Below are 19,869 nucleotides of genomic sequence, written 5' to 3' on the forward strand. Positions count from 1 at the left end.
CTATGTTGCATGTGCTAAGGTCGCGCCGCCGCGCGGCTGCAGGAAAGGCGGATGACGGAACAAGACGCCGCAGGAAACAGATCGCAACCGAAGGCAGGCCAAGCCTCAGCCCAGGCAGCATTGACGCGAACGCGTCTTGTGGTGCGGGCCGCGATGATCATCGAACGCGGCTGGCCGCTTGTCCTGCCCATCCTGCTTGTCGCCGGCCTGTTTCTTACACTTTCGTGGTTCGGTGTCTTCCGCATCCTTCCCGACATCGCGCGGCTGGTCGTCATGGCCGGCTTCGCCATCACTGGGATCGCCGCGCTCTATCCGCTTCGGTTCTACCGCAGCCCCACCGCCGGCGAGATCGATCGGCGCATCGAACGCGCCAACCAGCTGGCCCATACGCCCGTCCTGGTACAAACCGACCGTCCCGTCGGCGAAGCAAGCCCGTTCGGCGATGCGCTGTGGCGCGAGCACCAGCGCCGCATGGCGGCTAGCCTCAACCATGTCGGCGGCGACCTTCCGCGCACACGCGTTCCAGAGCGTGACCCATGGGGCCTGCGGGCCGCCGTTGCGCTGCTGCTGGTGACGGCCTTTGCCTTCTCATTCGGCCCGTTCGGCGGCCGGCTCGGCGACGGCTTCCGTTCGCATAGCTGGCTGCAAACCGTTCCACCGCGCATCGACGCCTGGGTGACGCCGCCGGCCTATACCGGCAAGGCGCCGGTGTTCCTGACGACGACCCCCAATGCCGGCGACAGCGCGCAGGCGCAGGCAACCGCTCCGGACGCGCCGCCCTTCTCCTTCTATACGGTCCCTGCGAACAGCGAGTTGTCGCTGCGCGTCACCGGCGGATCCGGCACCGAAACGCTGGCCTTCACCGACGCGGAAGGAAATATCCGCGATCTCCAGCCCGAGGGCGCTCCCGCCGCGGAAGGCGCGAACGCCGAGGCTGCCGCATCGTCGCCGACTGTCCCCGGCGCGCCGCGCCAGTTTGCCGGCAAGCTGACCGGCGACGGCGTGCTGACGCTGAAATCCGGCGACCGCGAGATTTCCAGCTGGACTTTCGCGGTAACGCCGGACCACGCGCCGGTGATCCGCTTCGCCGACGAGCCCAAGCGCGCGGTGAACGGCGCGCTCGAACTCGCCTACGAGGTCGAGGACGACTACGGCGCGACGGAAGCCTTTGCCGAATTCGAGCTGGAGGAAGCGCCCGCCCCCAATGCGCGGCCGCTCTATCCCGCGCCTGAAATGAAGCTTTCGCTGCCGCGCCGCGACGCCAAGGGACCGGCCGTCAAGACGGCGCGCGACCTGACGGAGCACGTCTGGTCGGGCGCGCCGATCAAGCTGACGCTCAAGGTGAAGGACGCGGCCGGTCAGGAAGGCGTGAGCGAGACGAAGACGCTGACGATGCCGGCGCGCATCTTCACCAACCCGCTGGCGCGCGCTGTTGTCGAGCATCGCCAGATCTTCTCGCTCGACGCGAACCGAAAGCAGGACGCGATTGACCTGATCGACGCGATCACCCTGCGCCCAGAGGACACCATCCAGAACCCGTCGCATTATCTCGGCATCATGACCGGCCGGACCAAGCTGGTGATGGCCGAGAGCGACGAGCATCTGCGCGAGGTCGCCGACTATATGTGGCAGATGGCGTTGTCGATAGAGGACGGGGACCTCACCGACGCCGAGCGCCGCCTGCGCCAGGCGCAGGAAGCCTTGCAGCAGGCGCTGGAGAACAACGCGTCAGACGAAGAGATCGACAAGCTGATGTCGGAGCTTCGCCAGGCGATGGACGAGTTCCTGCGCGAATTCGCCGAGCGCGCCATGCAGAACCCGAACATGGCGCAGCAGATGCCGCAGAACAGCCAGGAACTGCGCCAGAACGACCTGCAGCGCATGCTCGACCAGATCGAGAACCTGGCGAAGTCGGGCAATCGCGACCAGGCGCAGGACCTGCTGTCGCAGTTGCAGAACATGATGAACAACCTGCAGGCGGGCCGCCAGCAGCAGAACCAGAATGGCCAGCAGAACTCCGAGATGCGCCAGCAGATGGACAAGCTCGGCGAGATCATGCGCCGCCAGCAGGAGATGATGAACGAGACGTTCCGCATGGACCAGATGCGGCGCGACCAGCAGCAGCGGGGCCAGGATCGCTCCGAGCAGCGCGGCGAGAACGGTCAGGACCAGCAGCCTGGAGAAGGCCAGCAAGGCCAGGGCCAGCAGCAGGGTCAGGGACAGCCGATGACGCCGGAAGAGTTTGCCGAAGCCTTGCGCCAGTTGCAGGAAGGCCAGGGCCAGCTGCAGAGCGAACTCGAGGCCCTGACAAAGGGCATGGAAGGCATGGGAATGCAGCCCGGCGAGGGTTTCGGCGAGGCCGGTGAGGCGATGGGGCAGGCCGAAGGTTCGCTCGGACGCGGCGATGGTGGACGCGCCGTCGGCGAACAGGGTCGCGCGCTGGAAGCGCTGCGTCGTGGCGCGCAGGACATGATGAACCAGATGATGCAGGCTCAACAGGGCCAGGAGGGTCAAGGACAGGAAGGCGGCCGGCAGCAGAACGCCGACCGCGATCCGCTCGGCCGCCCGAGGGCCACAACCGGCCCGGACTTCGGCGACTCGGTCAAGGTACCCGATGAGATCGACGTGCAGCGCGCGCGCCAGATTCTGGAGGCCATTCGCAAGCGTCTCGGTAACGCGCTGAGTCCAGAACTGGAGCGCAGCTACCTCGAACGCCTGCTGGAGATGCGGTAGAGGATCAGCCTGCCATCCCCGCTTCGCGGGCCAATTCGTAGTCCTTACCGGAGGAACGCTTGAACGCCGGGCGTTCCGAGAGCCTTGACAGGTAGTCGGCCAGGACGGGCCTGTCCTTCAACTGCCCGAGCACATTGATCGCATAGTGCACGCCCAGGCCCATCTGGGTGTCTGCAGCGGTGAAGCGGTCGCCGGCGATATAGGGTCTCGACGACAGCGTTTTCTCAAGGTGGCGCACCATGTCCTCGTAGGACCCGAATGAGAAATCGCTCGGCTTGTAGTCCCAACCATGCGCCTTGACTGCGATAGCAGGATCGTAGACCGCATCCGCGTAAACAAGCCAGGACAGGAACGGGGCGCGATCCGGATCGCCAGGCTTGGGCGCAAGCCCCGCCTCGGGAAAGGTTTCCGTCAGATAGAGCACGATCGCGGCGCGTTCGGTGACCACCGTGCCGTCATGGACGATCGCCGGGACCTTCTTGTTCGGCTGGATCGCGCGATAGTCCTCGGGCACGCCACCCGGCGCGCGGATGTCCACGATCTTCATCTCGTAGGGAACGCCCAGTTCCTCAAGCAGCCAGAATATGCTCGATCCGCGCGACCACGGGCAATGATAGAACGTCAGCATCCGATACCTCCTGTTTGCCGGAGGACACTAGCAGACGCCTCCTGACAACTGACTGTCAGGAACCTATGCAGGACGTTTCGGTTCCTTCGCCCGGCGGAAATCGAACGGGTGGAAATCGCGCCGGGGACGGTTCGCTCAGGCGTCGGCCTTGACGATGCCGACGAAGGGCAGTTCGCGGAAGGCGTGCGCCACGTCCATGCCATAGCCGACGACGAAATAGTCGGGGCAATCGAAGGCGACGTAGTCAGCGTTGAGGTCGGTCTGGCGGCGCATGCGCTTGTCGAGCAGCACGGCGACGGAACAGCTTTTCGCGCCGCGCGACAGGAGGAGTTCGCGCGTGAATTTCAGCGTCTTCCCGGACTCCAGGATGTCGTCGATAATCAGGACGTCGCGACCCGCCACCTCGTTGTCGATGTCGCGCAGAACGCGCACCTCGCCGCTGGTGGTGCCCGTTCCATAGCTGGAGATGAAGATGAACTCGACCTCCGGCGACAGGCCGACGTCGTGCATGGCGCGGATGAGGTCGGCGGCGAAGATGAACGAGCCCTTCAGGACCGATACGACAAGCAGGTCGGTATAGTCCTTGGCTGCGATCTCCTTGGCGAGTTCGAGATTGCGTCGGGCAATCGCCGACGCGGAGAACAGAACCTCGATCTCCTTGCCCCTGACAACAGGCATTCTTGTCGTTCCCTATTCCGCGAAGCTGACCGTTACGGTCTTCACTCCGTTCTTAGGGGCATCGAGACGGCTGGAAAAGGCGAATGTTTCGCCGGGAGCGAGCGGACGGCCGGATGTCCCCAGCCTGTAGCGGGTCACGAGCCCGTCGTTGCCGGTGACGGCGATCTCCAGCGGCGGCAGGTGCTCCGTCGTCTTGCCGTCATTGGCGGCCTCGCCGTCGACGAACAGGACCGTGCGCGAGCCCGACCCGTCGATGCGTGACGTGACGCCCGAAATGCGGAGCGCGCCCTGCGGGGCCAGCGTCCCGGCCGAAGTCATCTCCCGAACAATAGCATGCCCACCAGAGACCCAGAATGAAGCGATGACGAGTGCGATTCCCGTGGCCCAGAAGAGTGGGCCTCCGCGCACCGGATTGGTCGGCCCGGCCGGCTTGTCTTTGCGCAGCATGTCCATGCCGGCGGCCGGCGCGGCGGAACTGATTGCGGCAGGCGATTCGGCGGGCTTTCGGAGTTCGCCCGCAACCTCCGGCGGCAGGCTTATGTAGTCCGCGTCGATGACGTCGGCAGACGGTTCGCTCCGGCCCATTCCAGCCGCGACGCCATCGGTCATGATTTCGCCGGAAACGGCGCGTGGCTTCGCATCATCAGCCATCCGGCGGCATCCTGTGGAGCGTTCGTCGTCAGGGAGTAAACCGGAATGGTTAAAGTTTCACAACTTCGACCCCAATCGGGACCAAAATTAACCCATGATTAACCATACGGGTCCGATGGTCGGGAGCCGGACGGCGGGATCGCCGAAGCCGCAACGAAGGTATTCCAGCATTTGATCCGTTTCGAAAATGTCGGGTTGCGATACGGGATGGGCGCGGAGGTCCTGCGCGACGTCTCCTTCGACATTCCCGCGCGCTCCTTCCAGTTCCTGAGCGGCCCTTCGGGCGCGGGCAAGACATCGCTGCTGCGGCTGCTGTTCCTCTCTCTCAAGCCGACCCGCGGGCTGATCACGGTCTTCGGCAAGGACCGCTCGCGGATCACACGGCGCGAACTGCCACTCATTCGCCGGCGCATCGGCGTCGTCTTCCAGGATTTCCGGCTGCTCGACCATCTGACGACTTACGAGAACGTGGCGCTGCCCCTGCGCGTGCGCGGGCGCGAGGAATCGAGCTACCGCAACGACGTCGAAGAACTCCTGAAATGGGTCGGGCTCGGCGAGCGCATGCACGTCGTACCGCCGGTATTGTCGGGCGGAGAAAAACAACGTGCGGCGATCGCCAGGGCGTTGATCGAGCAGCCCGAAATCCTGCTCGCCGACGAGCCGACAGGCAACGTCGACCCACCGCTGGCAAGACGCCTGCTCCGGCTCTTCATCGAGATGAACAGGCTCGGGACGGCAGTCGTGATCGCCACCCATGATCTCGGCCTCATGGAACAGGTCGACGCCCGGCGGATGATCCTCTCCGGGGGGAGGCTCGATATCTATGACTGATACGACGTCCGGCGCGACATTCACGGAGGACGGCATCGCCGAGAGCGAGGTCGCGTTGCCGCGCGTGCGCCGTCGCATGGCGCCGATTGTCCCCGCACAGAACGTCGTGGGCCGCGCGCTGGTCTCGGTCATCGCCATCATGACCTTCCTGTCCTGCCTGACGCTTGGCGTGGTGTCGCTCGTGCGCGACACGGCATCGGTCTGGGAAGCCCAGATCTCGCGCGAGGCGACGATCCAGATCCGCCCGGAGGAAGGGCTGGACATGGAGGCGGCGCTGGAGAGCGCATCGCTGATCGCTCGTGGCTTCCCCGGCATCACAGGCGCGCGCATCGTGGACCGCGCGGCGACGACGCGGCTTCTGGAGCCTTGGCTCGGCAGCGGGCTGAACATCGACGAACTGCCGGTGCCAAGGCTGATCATCGTAACGATCAACGAGGACTATCCGCCGAATTTCGCAAAACTGCGCGAGGCCATCGTCTCGCAGGTGCCGCACGCGTCGCTCGACGATCACCGCACGTGGGTCGACCGGCTGGTGACCATGGCGCGCACGACGGTCGCCATCGGCATCGCCGCGCTTGTGCTGATGCTGGCGGCAACGGTGCTGTCGGTCGTCTTCGCGACGCGCGGGGCGATGGCGGGCAACGGGCACATCATCGAGGTTCTGCATTTTGTCGGCGCGGAAGGCCGCTTCATCGCGCGCGAATTCCGCCGGCATTTTCTCGCCACGGGCATGAAGGGCGCGGCGGCGGGCGGCATCGGGGCCGTGCTGGTCTTCCTGATCGTCTCATTCTGGTCGTCACGCAACCTGGCGACACCCGAGGCGGACCAGGCCACCGCCCTGTTCGGCAATTTCGCCATCGGTCTCAGCGGCTATGGCGGCGTGGCGTTGATCGTGGTGGTGATCGGCATGCTGACCGCCGCCACCTCGCACCTGACCGTCGTCGCCTATCTGTCGGACATCGAAAGCCGGCAATCGGATGCGGGATAATGACGCGGCTCCTACCATTCGCCTCAACTCGACGTTACTCATGCTGGCGATGAAGGGACATCGAATCGAAGACGTGACCGGAGTGGGGGCCGGACACGACATCGAGGCTGTCGCGCGACCGCGCAGGCTGCCGGTACCCTTGCGCATGGCCGGGACGTTCGTCGCCTGCGGCATCGTCCTGTTGCTGGTAGGCTTCGCCCTCTTCGCCACTCATGTCAGCCGCCTTTCGACGCCGCGCAACCCGCAGTCAGCCGATGCGATCATCGTGCTGACCGGCGGTCAGGCGCGGCTGGACGCAGCGGTCGGCCTGCTGAAATCCGGCAAGGGCGAGCGGCTGCTGATCAGCGGGGTGCATCCCTCGACGACGCGCAAGACGCTGCAGGCTGCGACCGGCGGCGACGATGCACTGTTCTCCTGCTGCGTGGACATCGACCGCGCCGCGCTCGATACGATCGGCAACGCCGAGGAGAGCGCTAAATGGGTGCGCACCCACGCCTATGAACGGGTTATCCTCGTCACCAACAACTACCACATGCCGCGCAGCCTGCTGGAAATGCAGCGCCTGCTCGATACCGCGCAACTGGAGCCTTACCCGGTCGTCAACAGCAGCATCGACAAAGGCAGCTGGATTTCGCGGCCGGAAGTGCTCCGCGTCCTGTTCATGGAATACGGCAAATACCTGCTGGCGCTGGCGCGGGGCGCGTTTCCGACGCATCTGCCCGATGGCGGCATGATTTCCGCAAGCGCATCGGCGCCCGGCCAGCACTGACGCGGCCGCACTTCCCTTCGAGGCGCCGTCTGGTGTAACCAACGCGGGCTTTCTCACCGGGCCTCGCGCGCAATGCTCCAAATCCGATCGCTGGCGTTCAACTTCGCCTTCTACGTGAGCCTGATCGTCCAGATGATCTTCTGGACCCCGTTCTATTTCCTCGCGCCGCGCCACAAGGCCTGGTTCGTGCCGAAATTCTGGTCGCGCACCAGCATGTGGCTCTACGAGAAGATCGCCCTCACGAAGCGCGACATAAGGGGCAGGGAAAACCTGCCCGAAGGGTCGTTCATCCTCGCCCCGAAACACCAGTCCTTCTGGGACACGATAGCGTTCTTTCCGTACCTTGATGACCCCATCTACATCCTGAAGCGCGAGCTGACCTGGATCCCCTTCTTCGGCTGGTACATCCTGAAGATGCGCATGATCCCGGTCGATCGCGGCAGCAAGGGCAAGGCGCTGAAGGCGGTGGTGGCCGCGACCAAGGCAGAGCTTGCACGCAACCCCCGCCAGTTGATCATCTACCCCGAGGGAACGCGCAGGCCGCCGGGTGCGGAGCCGGCCTACAAATACGGCATCGTGGAGATCTATTCGCAGCTCGGCCTTCCGGTGGTGCCGGTCGCCCATGTCGCGGGGCTGTACTGGCCGCGCCGGAAGTTCCTACGCTATCCCGGGACGATCCAGGCGCGCTTTCTGCCTCCGATCCCGCCGGGACTTTCCAAGGAAGACTTCATGCAGCGGCTGGTCACCGAGACGGAAGCCGCTTGCGACCAGTTGCTGATCGAGGCAGCCCACTCCGAAAACCCGCCGCACCTGCCGCCGACGGCGGTGAAGCGCCTGCAAGAGCTTGGCGCACTGCCAGGCTGACCTTCAGGCGCGGTTCTAGCTTAGGCTCTGGCCCCTATGCGCTGGCGTTGTCGAGTTCCGCTACGTCTTCGCCGCTCAGCTTGAGCGACGCGGCGCGGATCAGGCTGTCGGTCTGCGTGATCGAAGTCGCACTGGCGATGGGAGCGGTGACGCCCGGCCGCGCGATGACCCAGGCCAGCGCCACCTCGGCCGGCTTCGCCCCATGGCGCGCCGAGACGGCATCGAGCGCGGACAGTATGCGATAACCGCGCTCGTTCAGATAGGCAGCCGCATCGCCGCTGCGCGCACCCTGGCCGAGGTCCGCCTCGCTGCGGTATTTGCCGGACAGGAAACCCTTGGCGAGCGAGAAATAGGTGATGACACCGATCTCCTCGCGTACGCAGAGGTCGCGCAGCGCACCGTCGAAGGATGAGCGGTCATAGAGATTGTATTCCGGCTGCAGGACCTCGTAGCGCGGCAGTTTGCGCTGGCTGGCGACGCGGAGCGACGCCTCGAGCTGACCCGCGTCGAGGTTCGAGCATCCTGCCCAGCGGATCTTGCCCTGCTCGATCAGGCGCTGGTACGCGCCTAGCGTCTCGTCGTAGGGTACGGTGTCGTCGGGCCAGTGTGACAAGTAGAGATCGATGGCCTCGACCTGCAGGCGCTTCAGCGAGTCCTCGACCGCGCGGGCGATATGGGAGGCCGATAGGTCGGTCCTGCCCTGCCCCATGTCGGAGCCGACCTTGGTGATGACGACAACCTTGTCGCGATTCTTGCGGCTCTTCATCCAGTTGCCGATGATCGTTTCGGATTCGCCGCCCTTGTTGCCGGGCACCCAGCGCGAATAGACGTCCGCCGTGTCGACGGCGTTCAGGCCTGCGTCGACGAAGCGATCGAGAATATCGAAGGAAGTCTTCTCGTCGGCGGTCCAGCCGAAGACATTGCCGCCCAGAACGAGCGGCGCAATGTCGAGGTCGGTTCTTCCGAGGCGGCGTTTCTGCAAGATGCTTCTCCGTGGTCCGATGGTCCCAGCGGCCGCGACTCGAAAGCAGCGGCCGGCGGCAACCTAGTCCCCCGATACCTGAAGTTCAAATCACTCTGATCAAGGCATTCGTGACGATCACGACACCAGGCGGCCGACCTCTTCCAGCCAATGGTCCCGGATGCCGAGCGCCTTCAGGTGGTCGATCGTGTTGTGGACATATTCCTCGTTAGGGCCGGCCTGCCCGACGGCACCGGACACGATCCGCGCCGCAGTCGGCTCGTCGAGCGCCCCGGCATACTGTCCGTGCGACCGGTCGACGACATAGGTGACAGCCTCGACGCTCTCGCCGCTCTCCAGCCGGACGGGCAGCATGCGTTCGAGATAGACGCTGGTGACAAGTTCGCGGTCGCGCAGGTAAGCAAGCACCTCGTCACGAAGCTCGCGCGGCACGCGGAAAGCAAGACCGACGCAGGAGCCACCGCGATCCAGGCCAAGCACGAGGCCCGGCCTTTCAGGCGATCCCCGATAGATGACCGAGGACACGCATAGCGAGCGCCGGAAGCCGTGCAGTCGCGCGCGGCGTGTCTCGACATGCGCAAAACCCGGCCTCCACATCAGCGAGCCATAGCCAAAAACCCAAAAATCGCCCATATCCCGAGCCTATGTCCGTTTCATCCAATCCGGAACGGCTTGAACGAGTAGCGCATGATTCCCGAAAGGTTGAGACCTTTCGGACACAACCGCAGACCACCAAGGGAACGCCGATGACCGAGACCGCAGAAAGGACGCCGAACTACGGTCGCCGAATCATCTGGCTCGCCATCTTCGTGATCGTGCTGATCGCGGGCTACAGCGCAGGCTGGTACTGGCTGGCAGGCGGCGTGGTCAATCGCACCGAACAGACGATCGCGGAAATGAACCACGATGGCGTGACCGTCGAATGCGAAAACCCCGTCGCGCGTGGCTTCCCCTTCCGGCTCGGCATATACTGCGACCGGGTGGCCTATGCGAATGTGCCGGAAGCCGTCGGCCTCACCGCCGGCAACCTGCGGACAGCAGGGCAAATCTACGATCCCCGGCATTTCATCGCCGAACTCGACGGGCCCGCGACAATCGCCACGCCCGGTAGCGGACAAGTGAACCTCGACTGGCAGAAGCTGAGGGCCAGCGTTCGCTGGGCGAGACCCCTGCCGGAACGCATTTCGATCGAGGGTGGTCAACTTGCTGCCACGTCCGCAACTGGGGCTCCGCTTGCGACTATCGACACCTTCGAGGCGCATATGCGGCCGAATGCACAGGATCTCGACGTCGCCAGCAGCTTCCGCGGTCTTACTGTTGACCGCACGATTGCGGACGGGCGCACATTGCCGACATTCTCCGGCGAGTATGACCTGACCATCGCCGACGGCGTCACGCTTCGCGGCCTGCGCCCGGAGGATCTGCGCGGACGTTCCGGCGTCATCCGCAATGCCACGCTGAACATCGGCGAGAATGGCGGCTTCACCGTTACCGGGAATTTCTCGGTCGCAGAAGACGGCCTGCTCGATGCTGACCTGCGGGTCACGGTGCGCGACCCGCAGAACCTTTCGACCGCCGTAGCAGAGGCGTTTCCGGAGAAGCGTCGCGAGATCAACAACGTCGCCTCGGCGTTGACCTTCATGGGCAACAACCCCTCGTTGCCCCTGCGCATCCAGCGCGGCGAGGCGAAGCTCGCCTTCTTCACGCTCGGCAACATACCGGCCTTCTGAGGCCGGTCCAGGTCAGTTCTTCGGATGCTCGACCGCCTGGCGGCCGAAGTCCGGCACGTCGATATCCTGGCCTGCCTCGATGATGGAGCGGCGGATCGCCCGTGTGCGGCTGAACAGCTCGAACAGCTTGTCGCCCTCGCCCCAGCGGATCGCGCGCTGCAGCGATGCCAGGTCTTCCGAGAAGCGCGCCAGCATTTCGAGGATCGCGTCGCGATTGTGCAGGCAGACGTCTCGCCACATGGTCGGATCGGATGCGGCGAGACGGGTGAAATCGCGAAAACCGGAGGCGGAGTACTTGATGACTTCCGACTTGGTCACCGTCTCCAGATCGTCCGCCGTTCCGACTATGTTGTAGGCGATGATGTGCGGCAGGTGCGAGACGATGGCGAGCGTCCGGTCGTGATGTTCGGGGTCCATCGTGTCGATGTTGGAGCCGCAACGCCGCCAGAACTCGGAGAGCTTTTCCAGTGCGTCAGGATCCGTGCCGGGCAGCGGCGTGAAGATGCACCAGCGGTTTTCGAACAGCTCGGCGAAGCCGGCGTCCGGGCCAGACTTTTCCGTACCCGCCAGAGGGTGGCCCGGGATGAAATGCACGCCCTCGGGCACATGCGGCGACATCTGCGCGATGACGGAGGATTTCGTCGAGCCGACATCGGTGAGGATCGCGCCCTTCTTCAGTGCGGGCGCGATTTCCTTCGCGACTTCGCCGGACGAACCGACCGGCACCGAGACGATGACGAGATCGGCATCCGCGACCGCCTTGGCCGGATCGGTCGAATAGCTGTCCCCGAGGCCGAGTTCCTCGGCGCGGGCCAACGTCTTTTCGCTGCGCGTCGAGATGGCGATGTGGCGGGCGAGGTTCTCGCGACGCACGACGCGCGCCAGCGACGAGCCGATCAGGCCTATGCCGACAAGCGCGACCTTCTCGAACATGGGTTCCGATGACGATCCGGTCATGGCGTCAGCTTCTCAAAAATTCGGCCAATGCTGCGACGACGCCGCGATTGGCCTCCTCGGTGCCGACGGTCATTCGCAATGCGTTGGGGAAGCCGTAGGCCGCCACACGGCGCAGGATATAGCCACGTTCGGAGAGCCAGGCATCGGCCTTCGCGGCCGAGTGCTTCTCGTCGGGGAAGTGGACAAGGATGAAATTGCCGACGGACGGCGTGACACGCAGGCCGAGCTTCGGCAGTTCTTCCGACAGCCAGGCCAACCAGCGGTCGTTGTGCTCGATGGTGCGCTCGACATGCGAGCGGTCCCTCAGCGCCGCGACGCCGGCCTCGATCGCCGTGGCGTTGACATTGAAGGGACCCCGCATGCGGTTTATGGCGTCGATGATGTGCGACGGGCCGTACATCCAGCCCAGCCGCACGCCGCCGAGGCCATGGATCTTCGAGAACGTGCGTGTCATCACGACATTCTGCGAATTGCCGACAAGCTCGACACCGGCTTCATAGTCGTTGCGGCGGACATATTCCGCGTAGGCCGCGTCGAGCACGAGCAGGACATGCTTGGGCAGGCCTGCATGCAGGCGGCGGATTTCCTCGAACGGCAGATACGTCCCGGTCGGGTTGTTGGGGTTGGCAATGAAGACGATCTTCGTCTTGGCCGTCACCGCCGCGAGGATGGCATCGACGTCCGCGCGCTCCTCGACCTCACGCACGGTGACCGGCACGCCGCCGGCGGCCTGGATGTAGATCTTGTAGACCAGGAAACCGTGCTCGGTGATGATCGCCTCGTCGCCTGCGGACAGGTAGGTCTGCGCCAGCAGGCCGAGGATTTCGTCCGAGCCGTTGGAGCAGATGATGTTGGCGGGGTTCAGCCCGTGCGCCTCGGCGATCGTCTCGCGCAGCCGCGTAGCCGAGCCGTCAGGGTAGAATTCCAGCCGGGCGGCCACGTCGCGCACCGCCTCGATGGCCTTCGGCGAGGAGCCGAGCGGATTCTCATTCGAAGACAGCTTGTGAACCTTGACGGCGCCCGGCGCGCCGCTCTTGCCGGGCACATAGGCCTCGATGTCCATGACGCCGGCGCGCGGCTGTGGACGGGAAAGATCGGCTGCCTTGGTCATGATATTCGTCCGGAAATGCCCAGAAATCGGGGTTGCAGCGCAATACAGGCGTGAGCCCGCAATGTCGAGGGGTTCACCCGGCCCCATTGACGCCTTGCCGGCGCAGGACTATGTGAGACCCGATCCGTGGTGATTTGGCCGGTCGGCTTGCAGCCACGTTAAACAAGTAGCTAAAGGGCCGTTCGCAACAAAAGTCCGTTGGGACCGGCCGCGATTTCGCCGCCGGTCTTTTTGTTTCGGAGATGGCTCATGCCGATCAAGATTCCAGATCAGCTTCCCGCCCGCGAGATACTCGTGCGCGAGGGCGTGTCCATCATGGATGAGCGCACTGCGCGCCGCCAGGATATCCGCCCCCTGCAGATCGGCCTGCTCAACTTGATGCCGAACAAGATCCGCACGGAGACGCAGTTCGCCCGCCTGATGGGCGCGACGCCCCTGCAGGTCGAACTGACGCTTGTGCGCGTCGGCCACCACAAGTCCAAGAACACGTCGGAAGACCACCTTATCTCCTTCTACCAGACGTGGGACGAGGTGAAGGACCGCAAGTTCGACGGCTTCATCATCACCGGCGCGCCGATCGAGCTGCTGCCGTTCGAGCAGGTGGACTACTGGAAGGAACTCGAGCAGATCCTCGACTGGACTACCACCAACGTCCATTCCTCCTTCTTTATCTGCTGGGGAGCAATGGCGGCGGCCTGGCACTTCCATCGCGTACCGAAATACACGCTGGAGAAGAAGGCCTTTGGGGTCTACCGGCACGGCAACAACGTGCCGGCCTCGCCATATCTCGCCGGTTTCTCGGACGATTTCGCCATTCCGGTTTCGCGCTGGACGGAGGTGCGCAGCGCCGATATCCCAACGGAATCCGGGCTGGAAATCCTGATGGAATCGGACGTGACGGGGCCTGGCTTGCTGTCGGAACTGATGGGCAACCGGCTCTACATGTTCAACCATATCGAGTACGATTCCACCTCGCTGAAGGAAGAATACGATCGCGATGTCGCAGCCGGCGTGCCTATCGATGTGCCGCACGAATACTACCCGAACAACGACCCCGGCCGGCCGCCGCTCAATCGCTGGCGTTCGCACGCCCATCTGCTGTTCGGCAACTGGATCAACCGGGTCTATCAGACCACGTCCTTCGAGCTCGGCAAGGTCGGCGTCTCCAAGGTCCAGAAGTTGACGGCCTGACGTATTTCAGCCCTCGATCGCCGCCTTGTCGGCGGTCGAGGCGTGCGGCGCGAGGCCTATGCCGAGGCTTGTCGCACCCTGCGGCGAGAGCACCGGCACGAACACGCGGCGCGAAGCACGCTTTGCAACGGGCACGCCCTGATAGAGCCGCTTCTGCGCCTCGACTATGATGACCCCCGAGAAGATCGGCCACAGCCGCCGGCCAGTGCGCTCGAGGATATTGTGGAAGCGCATCATGAAACGCTTCTTTGAGGGCGGAAACAGCAGGGCCTCCGACCATGCCGACGGCGTGAAGTTCGCCTCACGCAGCAATTCGTTCAACTGGGTGCGGGAAAAGGGCCGCCCTGTGCCGAACGGCGTATGCTCGAAACGCGCCCAGACCCCACGCCGGTTGGGCACGACGATGACGATTCGGCCGTTGGGCGATAATACCCGCCACACTTCCTTCAGCGTCTCGCGCGGGCTTTCGGCATGTTCCAGCGAATGCACCAGCAGCATGCGGTCGATGGATGAATCGACCAGCGGCAGCTCCTCGTCGAAGACGAGAGCCGTCGCCGATGGCCCTCCCGCCGGCCAGACGACAGCCCCCTGCGTCGCCGGCATGAAGGCGAAGACACGTTCGCAATCCGTACCGAAGCGGTCGAGCCAGGGCAGCGCATAGCCGAGACCCACAAGCCGCTCGTTGGGGAGTTTGGTCCAGATCGAGGAAAGCGCCATAGCGATAGCCCGGTCGGCCAGACGCCCGAGCAGCGATGAATAAAAGGACCGCAGGTCGACTATGTCCGAATTCATGCCCGGATCGTAACGTCTGATCGGGAAATAATGAAGCCACGTCTCGCCGATGTGATGACAGCGGGGGCGCGCGGCCCTATGTTCCGCGCGACGATTGGAGTTGACGATATGACATTGCAGATCGACCAGTTCATGTGCCGCGAGGACAATTTCGGTGTCCTCATCCATGACCCCAGGAGTGGCGAGACGGCGCTGATTGACGCGCCCGAGGAACATGCCATCCTGGCGGCTGTGGAGCGCACCGGCTGGACGCCGACAATGATCATGACGACGCACCACCACCAGGACCATGTCGAGGCCAACCTCGCGCTGAAGCAGCGCTTCGGGCTCAAGATCGTCGGACCGAAGGGGGAAGCTTCGAAGATTCCCGGTATCGACGTCGAGCTTGTCGAGGGATCGAAGCTTGAATTTGCCGGCCAACCGGTCGAGGTGATCGAGACGCCCGGACATACGGCGGGGCACATCTGCTACTACCTGCCGAAATCGCATGTCGCCTTCGTGGCCGACACGATTTTCGCCATGGGTTGCGGCAGGCTGCTGGAAAAGCCAGCTCCCGTGATGTTCCACTCGCTGACCAAGCTCGTCGCGCTGCCGGCAGCGACTAAGCTCTATTGCGGCCACGAGTACACGCTTTCCAATGCGCGGTTCGCGCTAACAGTCGATCCGACCAATTCGGCGCTGAAGGAACGCGCGGCCAAGGTCGAAAAGCTGCGAGCCGACGGCAAGCCGACATTGCCGACGACGCTGGCCGAGGAACTGGCGACGAACCCGTTCCTGCGCTGGCATGATCCGGCGATCCGCAAGAATCTCGGCATGGAAAAGGCTTCCGACGAGGAAGTCTTTGCCGAAATCCGCAAACGCAAGGACGTCTTTTGAACGCTGCCGACATCATCGCCGCTCTTGGCATGAGCCGCCACCCCGAGGGCGGCTGGTATGTCGAGACGTTTCGCGACAATGAGAGGACCGGTGGACGCGGCCATTCCACGGCGATCTATTTCCTACTTGAGGAAGGCGATGTCTCGGCCTGGCATCGGGTGAAGGACGCGGCCGAGGTCTGGCACTTCTACGCAGGCGCGCCGATCGAAATCCTTTTCCTCGACCAGCATAGCCGGGAGGTTCCGGCCATTCTGGGCACTGATATCAATCTGGGAGAAAGGCCGCAGGTCGTCGTCCCGGCCGGCTGCTGGCAGACGGCGCGCAGCCTCGGCGAGTGGACGCTGGTCGGCTGCACCGTGGCGCCCGGCTTCGATTTCGCGCAGTTCGAGATGGCGCCGGCAGACTGGCAGCCGCCGCGCGGATAGTCACGCTGGCTAACGATTGGACTTGTGGCCGAAGATCATCGACTTCGCCGCCAGCACCGCGCCGGCGGTGATCAGCAGGCAGGCGGCGAGAATCCTGAGCGACGGCTCGGCGACGCCCGCGGCAATCAGGATCAGCGTCGATAACAGCGGCGCGGCGTAGCTTGCAGCGCCGAGGACCTGGATGTTGCCGCGCTTCACGCCGATATCCCAGGCATAGAAGGCAGCGCCGACCGGCATCAACCCCAGCCCGATGACCGCCAGCCACTGCCCGGACGTGGCCGGCAGCACGGTTTCTTCCAGCAGAAGGTGGCAGAGCAGGGAAAGTGCCGAGGTGGCGGCGCAGAACCATGTCACGATGCTGGTCGGAACGGCCGGAAACCGGCGCGACAGCAGCGAATAACCCGACCAGAGGAAGGCGCAGACGCCAGCCATCGCGTAGCCAAAAGCGTAGCGGCTCTCGAAGGCAACGCCGCCGCCGCGCGTGACGATCAGAACGGTCCCGGCAAGCCCGAGAAGCGCGCCGCCGACATGATACCAGCGCAGCCGCTCGCCGGGCATCAGCGCAGACCCGAGCACTATGAAGAGCGGCCACAGATAGGCAATCAAGCTGGCTTCCACCGCCGGCGCATTGCGCAGTGCCGTGAAATAAAAGAAGTGGTAGCCGAACAGGCCGCCGATGCCGATGATCCAGACCTGGAACGGAATTTTAGCGGGCTTTTCCGGCGCCGGCATGAAAAGCCGGGCGACGAGCCCGACTGCGGTGCCTATGGCGAAGGTAATGGCGGCAAGCAGGAACGGCGGCACCTGGCCAGACGCATCGGTGAGGAGCGCCAGCAGCGCCCACATGGCGATCGCCGAAAAGCCGATGAGTGTTGCACGCGCCATGGTCTTCTCCGGCGCGAGACGGGGCTCAGGACGCCTTGGTAGCTTCGAAACGCCGCGCCCTAACCGTGATCGTGCCGATCTGCGTTCCGATCGTGGCGTGGATGGGCGCGTATATTCCGGTTTCGCCGATCTGGGCAAATGTCACCATGATCCGGCTCTTGGTCTTGAGATATTCGAGCGACCGACGACCGTTGCGATAGCCGGAAGAAGGGGTGAATTTCAGGCGGCAGGTGACGGTCGGGCCCTCGAAGCCCTCGACGGAAATCGTGCCTGTGCTGACGAAGGAAAGCGTAAGGTCGGCGCGCAGTTCACCGTCGAACATGCGCGAACTACCCTTGCAGACGTCGTCCAGCCGGTCCGCCTTGACGAGGCTGGCGGCCAGCGGATCGACGACCGACTTCAAGTCTTCGGGCGGTATTGGCACCCAGTCGCTGCCGCGCTTCTTGAGCGGCGGCTCGTTCACGACCTTGACCACGTTTCCGCCGGCGAACCGGATATCGACCAGCGTCGGCTTGCCGTCATAGCTGTACTGCGCACGGAAACTCTCGGCTTCGATGCGGTCGCCTACGCGCCCGGTCGCGGTCAGCGTGCCTTGGGTGTCGTAGAAGAATGCGCCAATACCTGCGCTTTCAACCTTGCCTTCGACACGGTATCCGTCGCCCTCCATGCGGCTGTCGAAATCAATGCGCGCGACCGGCAGGCCGAGGAAGGAGATCGAGAACTCGCCGCGATAGCCTGGCGTATCGGCACGCGTGGCAACCCCTGATGAGGCAAGAACGGCGGCGCTGATCGTAAGGATGCGGAGTGTGGGAAACGCTGGCAGGATCGGACCTATTCGTATTCACTGCGGGTGACCAAACCCGCTTTTCCGACAATAGTGCTTGAAATCCGGCCATTCTGTGAAAGAAGACCGTCCGACACTGCCTGTCCGCGCTGCTTGACGCCGTCGGCAAATGCCACTATGGAACGCCAACTTTTCCATAAGGCCGCCTGCAGCACTGCGCGCCAATATTCCGGTGCGCTGTCAGGTTGCCGTTGAAGACCCGAAGGTAAGTAATATGTCCCGCATGTGCGAACTGACCGGCAAGGCCGTCCTGACCGGCAACAATGTGAGCCACGCCAACAATAAGACGAAGCGCCGCTTCCTGCCGAATCTCGTCAACGTGACGCTAATCTCTGAAGCGCTGAACCAGAACGTGCGCCTGCGCATTTCGGCCAACGCCCTGCGTTCGGTCGAGCATCGCGGTGGCCTCGACGCCTTCCTGGCCAAGGCAGACGCGGCTGAGCTGTCGCAGCGCGCCAAGCTGTTGAAGAAGCAGATCGCCAAGAAGGTAGCCGAACAGGCTGCCTGATCGGTATTTCCGAGGGCGGTGACGCCCGGCTGGTTCCATTACCCAGGATAAAAAAATGTCTCGCACTATAGCGTATCTGCCTTTTGTGGCTGCCATGGCTCTTGTCGTGGTGGCATCGAACGTGCTCGTCCAGTTCCCCGTCAATGCCCAGGTCGGCAGCGTCGCGCTGGCTGACATCCTGACCTGGGGTGCCTTTACCTATCCCTTCGCCTTTCTGGTCACCGACCTCGCCAACCGGCGCCATGGCCCGGCCGTTGCGCGCAGCATTGTCTTCGTCGGCTTCGTACTGGCGGTCACCTGCTCGATCCTGCTGCCGCCCCTGCTCTACCAGCACGGATTGATCGAATTCGAGACGTCCGCCAACCGCCTGGTGCGTATCGCCATTGCCTCGGGAACCGCATTCCTGACGGCGCAGCTTCTCGACATCACCGTTTTCAACTGGTTGCGCCGGCAATCGTGGTGGCGGGCGCCCGTGTTCGGCTCTCTCGCCGGCTCGGTGCTCGATACGGCCATCTTCTTTAGCATCGCCTTCTCGGCAACATTCGCCTTTGTCGGCCCCGATGACGGCTTCGCGCTGGAAGCCGCACCGCTTCTTGGGTTCCTGCCCATGGAAGCTGAACGCTGGGTTTCATGGGCGATTGGAGATCTCAGCGTCAAGCTGCTGATCGCGGTCTTCGCGCTGATTCCCTACCGGCTGATCGCCGCGAAATGGGCGCAGCCGGCGACCGTGACGTCTTGATACCCTGGGTCCATCTGGACAGTGCCCGGATTTCGGGCGGCGGCGAATTGCGTCTGAAGCGACGCGGCGACGAATTCTCCATCATGCTCGGAACGAACGAGTTGATGAACAGCCGGCTCTCAGGGTCGGAGGAAGCGCTGGCACGACTGTCCATCGCAAAGCTGGCCGGGCGAAAAGCGCCTCGCGTACTGATCGGCGGGCTCGGAATGGGCTTCACGCTGCGCGCGGCGCTGGAAGTCCTCGGTTCCGATGCGCGGGTGACGGTAGCCGAATTGGTGCCGGAGGTCGTCGCCTGGGCCCGAGGACCGATGGCGTCGGTCTTCGAGGGATGCCTCGACGATCCGCGCGTATCCGTTTTGGAAGGCGACGTCGGCGTACCCATCCTTGAGGCGGCGGCGACGTGGGACGTGATCCTGCTCGACGTGGACAATGGTCCGGAAGGCCTTTCGCGCGAGGCCAATGACAGCCTCTACGACCCTCGTGGACTGGCGCGGGCACACCGCGCATTGGCGAAGGGCGGCGTTCTGGCGGTGTGGTCGCAAGGTCCGGAGCCGCGATTCACGAAAAGGCTCAACGCCGCCGGCTTTTCGGTCGAGGAAGTCAAGGTTCGCGCCAATGCCGGGAAAAGCGGTGCGCGGCATGTCATCTGGCTCGCAACGAAATAGCCGTTCCCGGCATTTGCGAAAC

Annotated in this window: 22 protein-coding genes and 1 riboswitch; of the genes, 12 read left to right on the forward strand and 10 right to left on the reverse strand. The window is 64.0% G+C overall.

Annotated features, from left to right (window positions below; genetic code table 11):
• Positions 1–51: 51 nt before the first annotated feature.
• On the forward strand, positions 52–2,733 hold the full coding sequence (locus ABMA32_RS22075; protein WP_349015883.1) for a TIGR02302 family protein: 2,682 nt from the start codon (positions 52–54) through the stop codon (positions 2,731–2,733).
• A gap of 4 nt (positions 2,734–2,737) precedes the next feature.
• On the opposite strand, the gene ABMA32_RS22080 is transcribed toward ABMA32_RS22075, so the two are convergent.
• The 3 genes from ABMA32_RS22080 to ABMA32_RS22090 all read right to left on the reverse strand — a co-directional run bounded on the left by ABMA32_RS22080 (position 2,738) and on the right by ABMA32_RS22090 (position 4,690).
• Positions 2,738–3,361: a glutathione S-transferase family protein gene (locus ABMA32_RS22080; protein WP_349015884.1), complete on the reverse strand. Its 624-nt coding sequence runs from the start codon at positions 3,359–3,361 to the stop codon at positions 2,738–2,740.
• 135 nt (positions 3,362–3,496) lie between these two features.
• Positions 3,497–4,039: a hypoxanthine phosphoribosyltransferase gene (hpt, locus tag ABMA32_RS22085; RefSeq protein ID WP_349015885.1), complete on the reverse strand. Its 543-nt coding sequence runs from the start codon at positions 4,037–4,039 to the stop codon at positions 3,497–3,499.
• A 12-nt stretch (positions 4,040–4,051) separates the two neighbouring features.
• Positions 4,052–4,690, reverse strand: coding sequence for a hypothetical protein (locus tag ABMA32_RS22090; RefSeq protein ID WP_349015886.1), 639 nt, complete (start codon positions 4,688–4,690; stop codon positions 4,052–4,054).
• A gap of 171 nt (positions 4,691–4,861) precedes the next feature.
• Here ABMA32_RS22090 and ftsE point away from each other — a divergent pair, with 171 nt between their 5' ends.
• From ftsE to ABMA32_RS22110, 4 genes are all read left to right on the forward strand, one after another.
• Positions 4,862–5,521 (forward strand): cell division ATP-binding protein FtsE, encoded by a 660-nt coding sequence (ftsE, locus tag ABMA32_RS22095; RefSeq protein ID WP_349015887.1) that lies wholly within the window; start codon positions 4,862–4,864, stop codon positions 5,519–5,521.
• Positions 5,514–6,509: a cell division protein FtsX gene (locus ABMA32_RS22100; protein WP_349015888.1), complete on the forward strand. Its 996-nt coding sequence runs from the start codon at positions 5,514–5,516 to the stop codon at positions 6,507–6,509. Before ftsE ends, ABMA32_RS22100 begins: the two co-directional genes overlap by 8 nt.
• A gap of 145 nt (positions 6,510–6,654) precedes the next feature.
• Entirely contained in the window at positions 6,655–7,278 is a 624-nt protein-coding gene (locus tag ABMA32_RS22105) for a YdcF family protein (protein ID WP_349015983.1), read from the forward strand.
• 72 nt (positions 7,279–7,350) lie between these two features.
• Positions 7,351–8,142, forward strand: a complete 792-nt coding sequence (locus ABMA32_RS22110) for a lysophospholipid acyltransferase family protein (protein ID WP_349015889.1) — start codon at positions 7,351–7,353, stop codon at positions 8,140–8,142.
• 34 nt (positions 8,143–8,176) lie between these two features.
• On the opposite strand, the gene ABMA32_RS22115 is transcribed toward ABMA32_RS22110, so the two are convergent.
• Together ABMA32_RS22115 and ABMA32_RS22120 are read right to left on the reverse strand one after the other, a co-directional pair.
• Positions 8,177–9,124 (reverse strand): aldo/keto reductase, encoded by a 948-nt coding sequence (locus ABMA32_RS22115; RefSeq protein ID WP_349015890.1) that lies wholly within the window; start codon positions 9,122–9,124, stop codon positions 8,177–8,179.
• 117 nt (positions 9,125–9,241) lie between these two features.
• On the reverse strand, positions 9,242–9,757 hold the full coding sequence (locus tag ABMA32_RS22120) for a gamma-glutamylcyclotransferase (RefSeq protein ID WP_349015891.1): 516 nt from the start codon (positions 9,755–9,757) through the stop codon (positions 9,242–9,244).
• Positions 9,758–9,870: 113 nt separating this feature from the next.
• Here ABMA32_RS22120 and ABMA32_RS22125 point away from each other — a divergent pair, with 113 nt between their 5' ends.
• Positions 9,871–10,854 carry a DUF2125 domain-containing protein gene (locus ABMA32_RS22125; protein WP_349015892.1) on the forward strand — a complete coding sequence of 328 codons (984 nt, stop codon included), beginning with the start codon at positions 9,871–9,873 and terminating at the stop codon, positions 10,852–10,854.
• Between the two features lie 12 nt (positions 10,855–10,866).
• Here the strand turns inward: ABMA32_RS22125 and ABMA32_RS22130 are convergent, their stop codons facing one another.
• On the reverse strand, positions 10,867–11,787 hold the full coding sequence (locus tag ABMA32_RS22130) for a prephenate/arogenate dehydrogenase family protein (protein ID WP_349015984.1): 921 nt from the start codon (positions 11,785–11,787) through the stop codon (positions 10,867–10,869).
• 28 nt (positions 11,788–11,815) lie between these two features.
• Complete coding sequence (hisC, locus tag ABMA32_RS22135; RefSeq protein ID WP_349015893.1) at positions 11,816–12,922, reverse strand: histidinol-phosphate transaminase; 1,107 nt, start codon at positions 12,920–12,922, stop codon at positions 11,816–11,818.
• A 116-nt stretch (positions 12,923–13,038) separates the two neighbouring features.
• Positions 13,039–13,116, forward strand: a riboswitch (SAM riboswitch).
• Between the two features lie 55 nt (positions 13,117–13,171).
• Here hisC and ABMA32_RS22140 point away from each other — a divergent pair.
• Positions 13,172–14,113, forward strand: coding sequence for a homoserine O-succinyltransferase (locus tag ABMA32_RS22140; protein WP_349015894.1), 942 nt, complete (start codon positions 13,172–13,174; stop codon positions 14,111–14,113).
• A gap of 6 nt (positions 14,114–14,119) precedes the next feature.
• Here ABMA32_RS22140 and ABMA32_RS22145 read toward each other — a convergent pair whose 3' ends face one another.
• Complete coding sequence (locus tag ABMA32_RS22145; RefSeq protein ID WP_349015895.1) at positions 14,120–14,905, reverse strand: class I SAM-dependent methyltransferase; 786 nt, start codon at positions 14,903–14,905, stop codon at positions 14,120–14,122.
• Between the two features lie 108 nt (positions 14,906–15,013).
• Here ABMA32_RS22145 and gloB point away from each other — a divergent pair, with 108 nt between their 5' ends.
• Both gloB and ABMA32_RS22155 read left to right on the forward strand, forming a co-directional pair.
• A complete protein-coding gene (gene gloB, locus ABMA32_RS22150; RefSeq protein ID WP_349015896.1) occupies positions 15,014–15,781 on the forward strand; it encodes a hydroxyacylglutathione hydrolase in 768 nt (255 codons plus the stop codon).
• Complete coding sequence (locus tag ABMA32_RS22155; protein ID WP_349015897.1) at positions 15,778–16,206, forward strand: cupin domain-containing protein; 429 nt, start codon at positions 15,778–15,780, stop codon at positions 16,204–16,206. The genes gloB and ABMA32_RS22155 overlap by 4 nt, the downstream gene beginning before the upstream one ends.
• A 9-nt stretch (positions 16,207–16,215) precedes the next feature.
• Here the strand turns inward: ABMA32_RS22155 and yddG are convergent, their stop codons facing one another.
• On the reverse strand, positions 16,216–17,091 hold the full coding sequence (yddG, locus tag ABMA32_RS22160) for an aromatic amino acid exporter YddG (RefSeq protein WP_349015898.1): 876 nt from the start codon (positions 17,089–17,091) through the stop codon (positions 16,216–16,218).
• 25 nt (positions 17,092–17,116) lie between these two features.
• Entirely contained in the window at positions 17,117–17,932 is an 816-nt protein-coding gene (locus ABMA32_RS22165; protein ID WP_349015985.1) for a DUF3108 domain-containing protein, read from the reverse strand.
• Between the two features lie 217 nt (positions 17,933–18,149).
• On the opposite strand from ABMA32_RS22165, the gene rpmB reads away from it, so the two are divergent.
• Genes rpmB through ABMA32_RS22180 form a run of 3 tightly spaced genes read left to right on the forward strand, consistent with a single transcriptional unit; the run spans position 18,150 to position 19,847 of the window.
• On the forward strand, positions 18,150–18,443 hold the full coding sequence (rpmB, locus tag ABMA32_RS22170) for a 50S ribosomal protein L28 (RefSeq protein ID WP_292765557.1): 294 nt from the start codon (positions 18,150–18,152) through the stop codon (positions 18,441–18,443).
• A gap of 55 nt (positions 18,444–18,498) precedes the next feature.
• Positions 18,499–19,182 carry a queuosine precursor transporter gene (locus tag ABMA32_RS22175; RefSeq protein ID WP_349015899.1) on the forward strand — a complete coding sequence of 228 codons (684 nt, stop codon included), beginning with the start codon at positions 18,499–18,501 and terminating at the stop codon, positions 19,180–19,182.
• On the forward strand, positions 19,179–19,847 hold the full coding sequence (locus ABMA32_RS22180; RefSeq protein WP_349015986.1) for a spermidine synthase: 669 nt from the start codon (positions 19,179–19,181) through the stop codon (positions 19,845–19,847). Before ABMA32_RS22175 ends, ABMA32_RS22180 begins: the two co-directional genes overlap by 4 nt.
• The last annotated feature ends 22 nt before the right edge of the window (positions 19,848–19,869 follow it).

The organism is Mesorhizobium quangtriensis (assembly GCF_040081925.1).
In the GTDB taxonomy this organism is placed as follows: domain Bacteria; phylum Pseudomonadota; class Alphaproteobacteria; order Rhizobiales; family Rhizobiaceae; genus Mesorhizobium_K; species Mesorhizobium_K quangtriensis.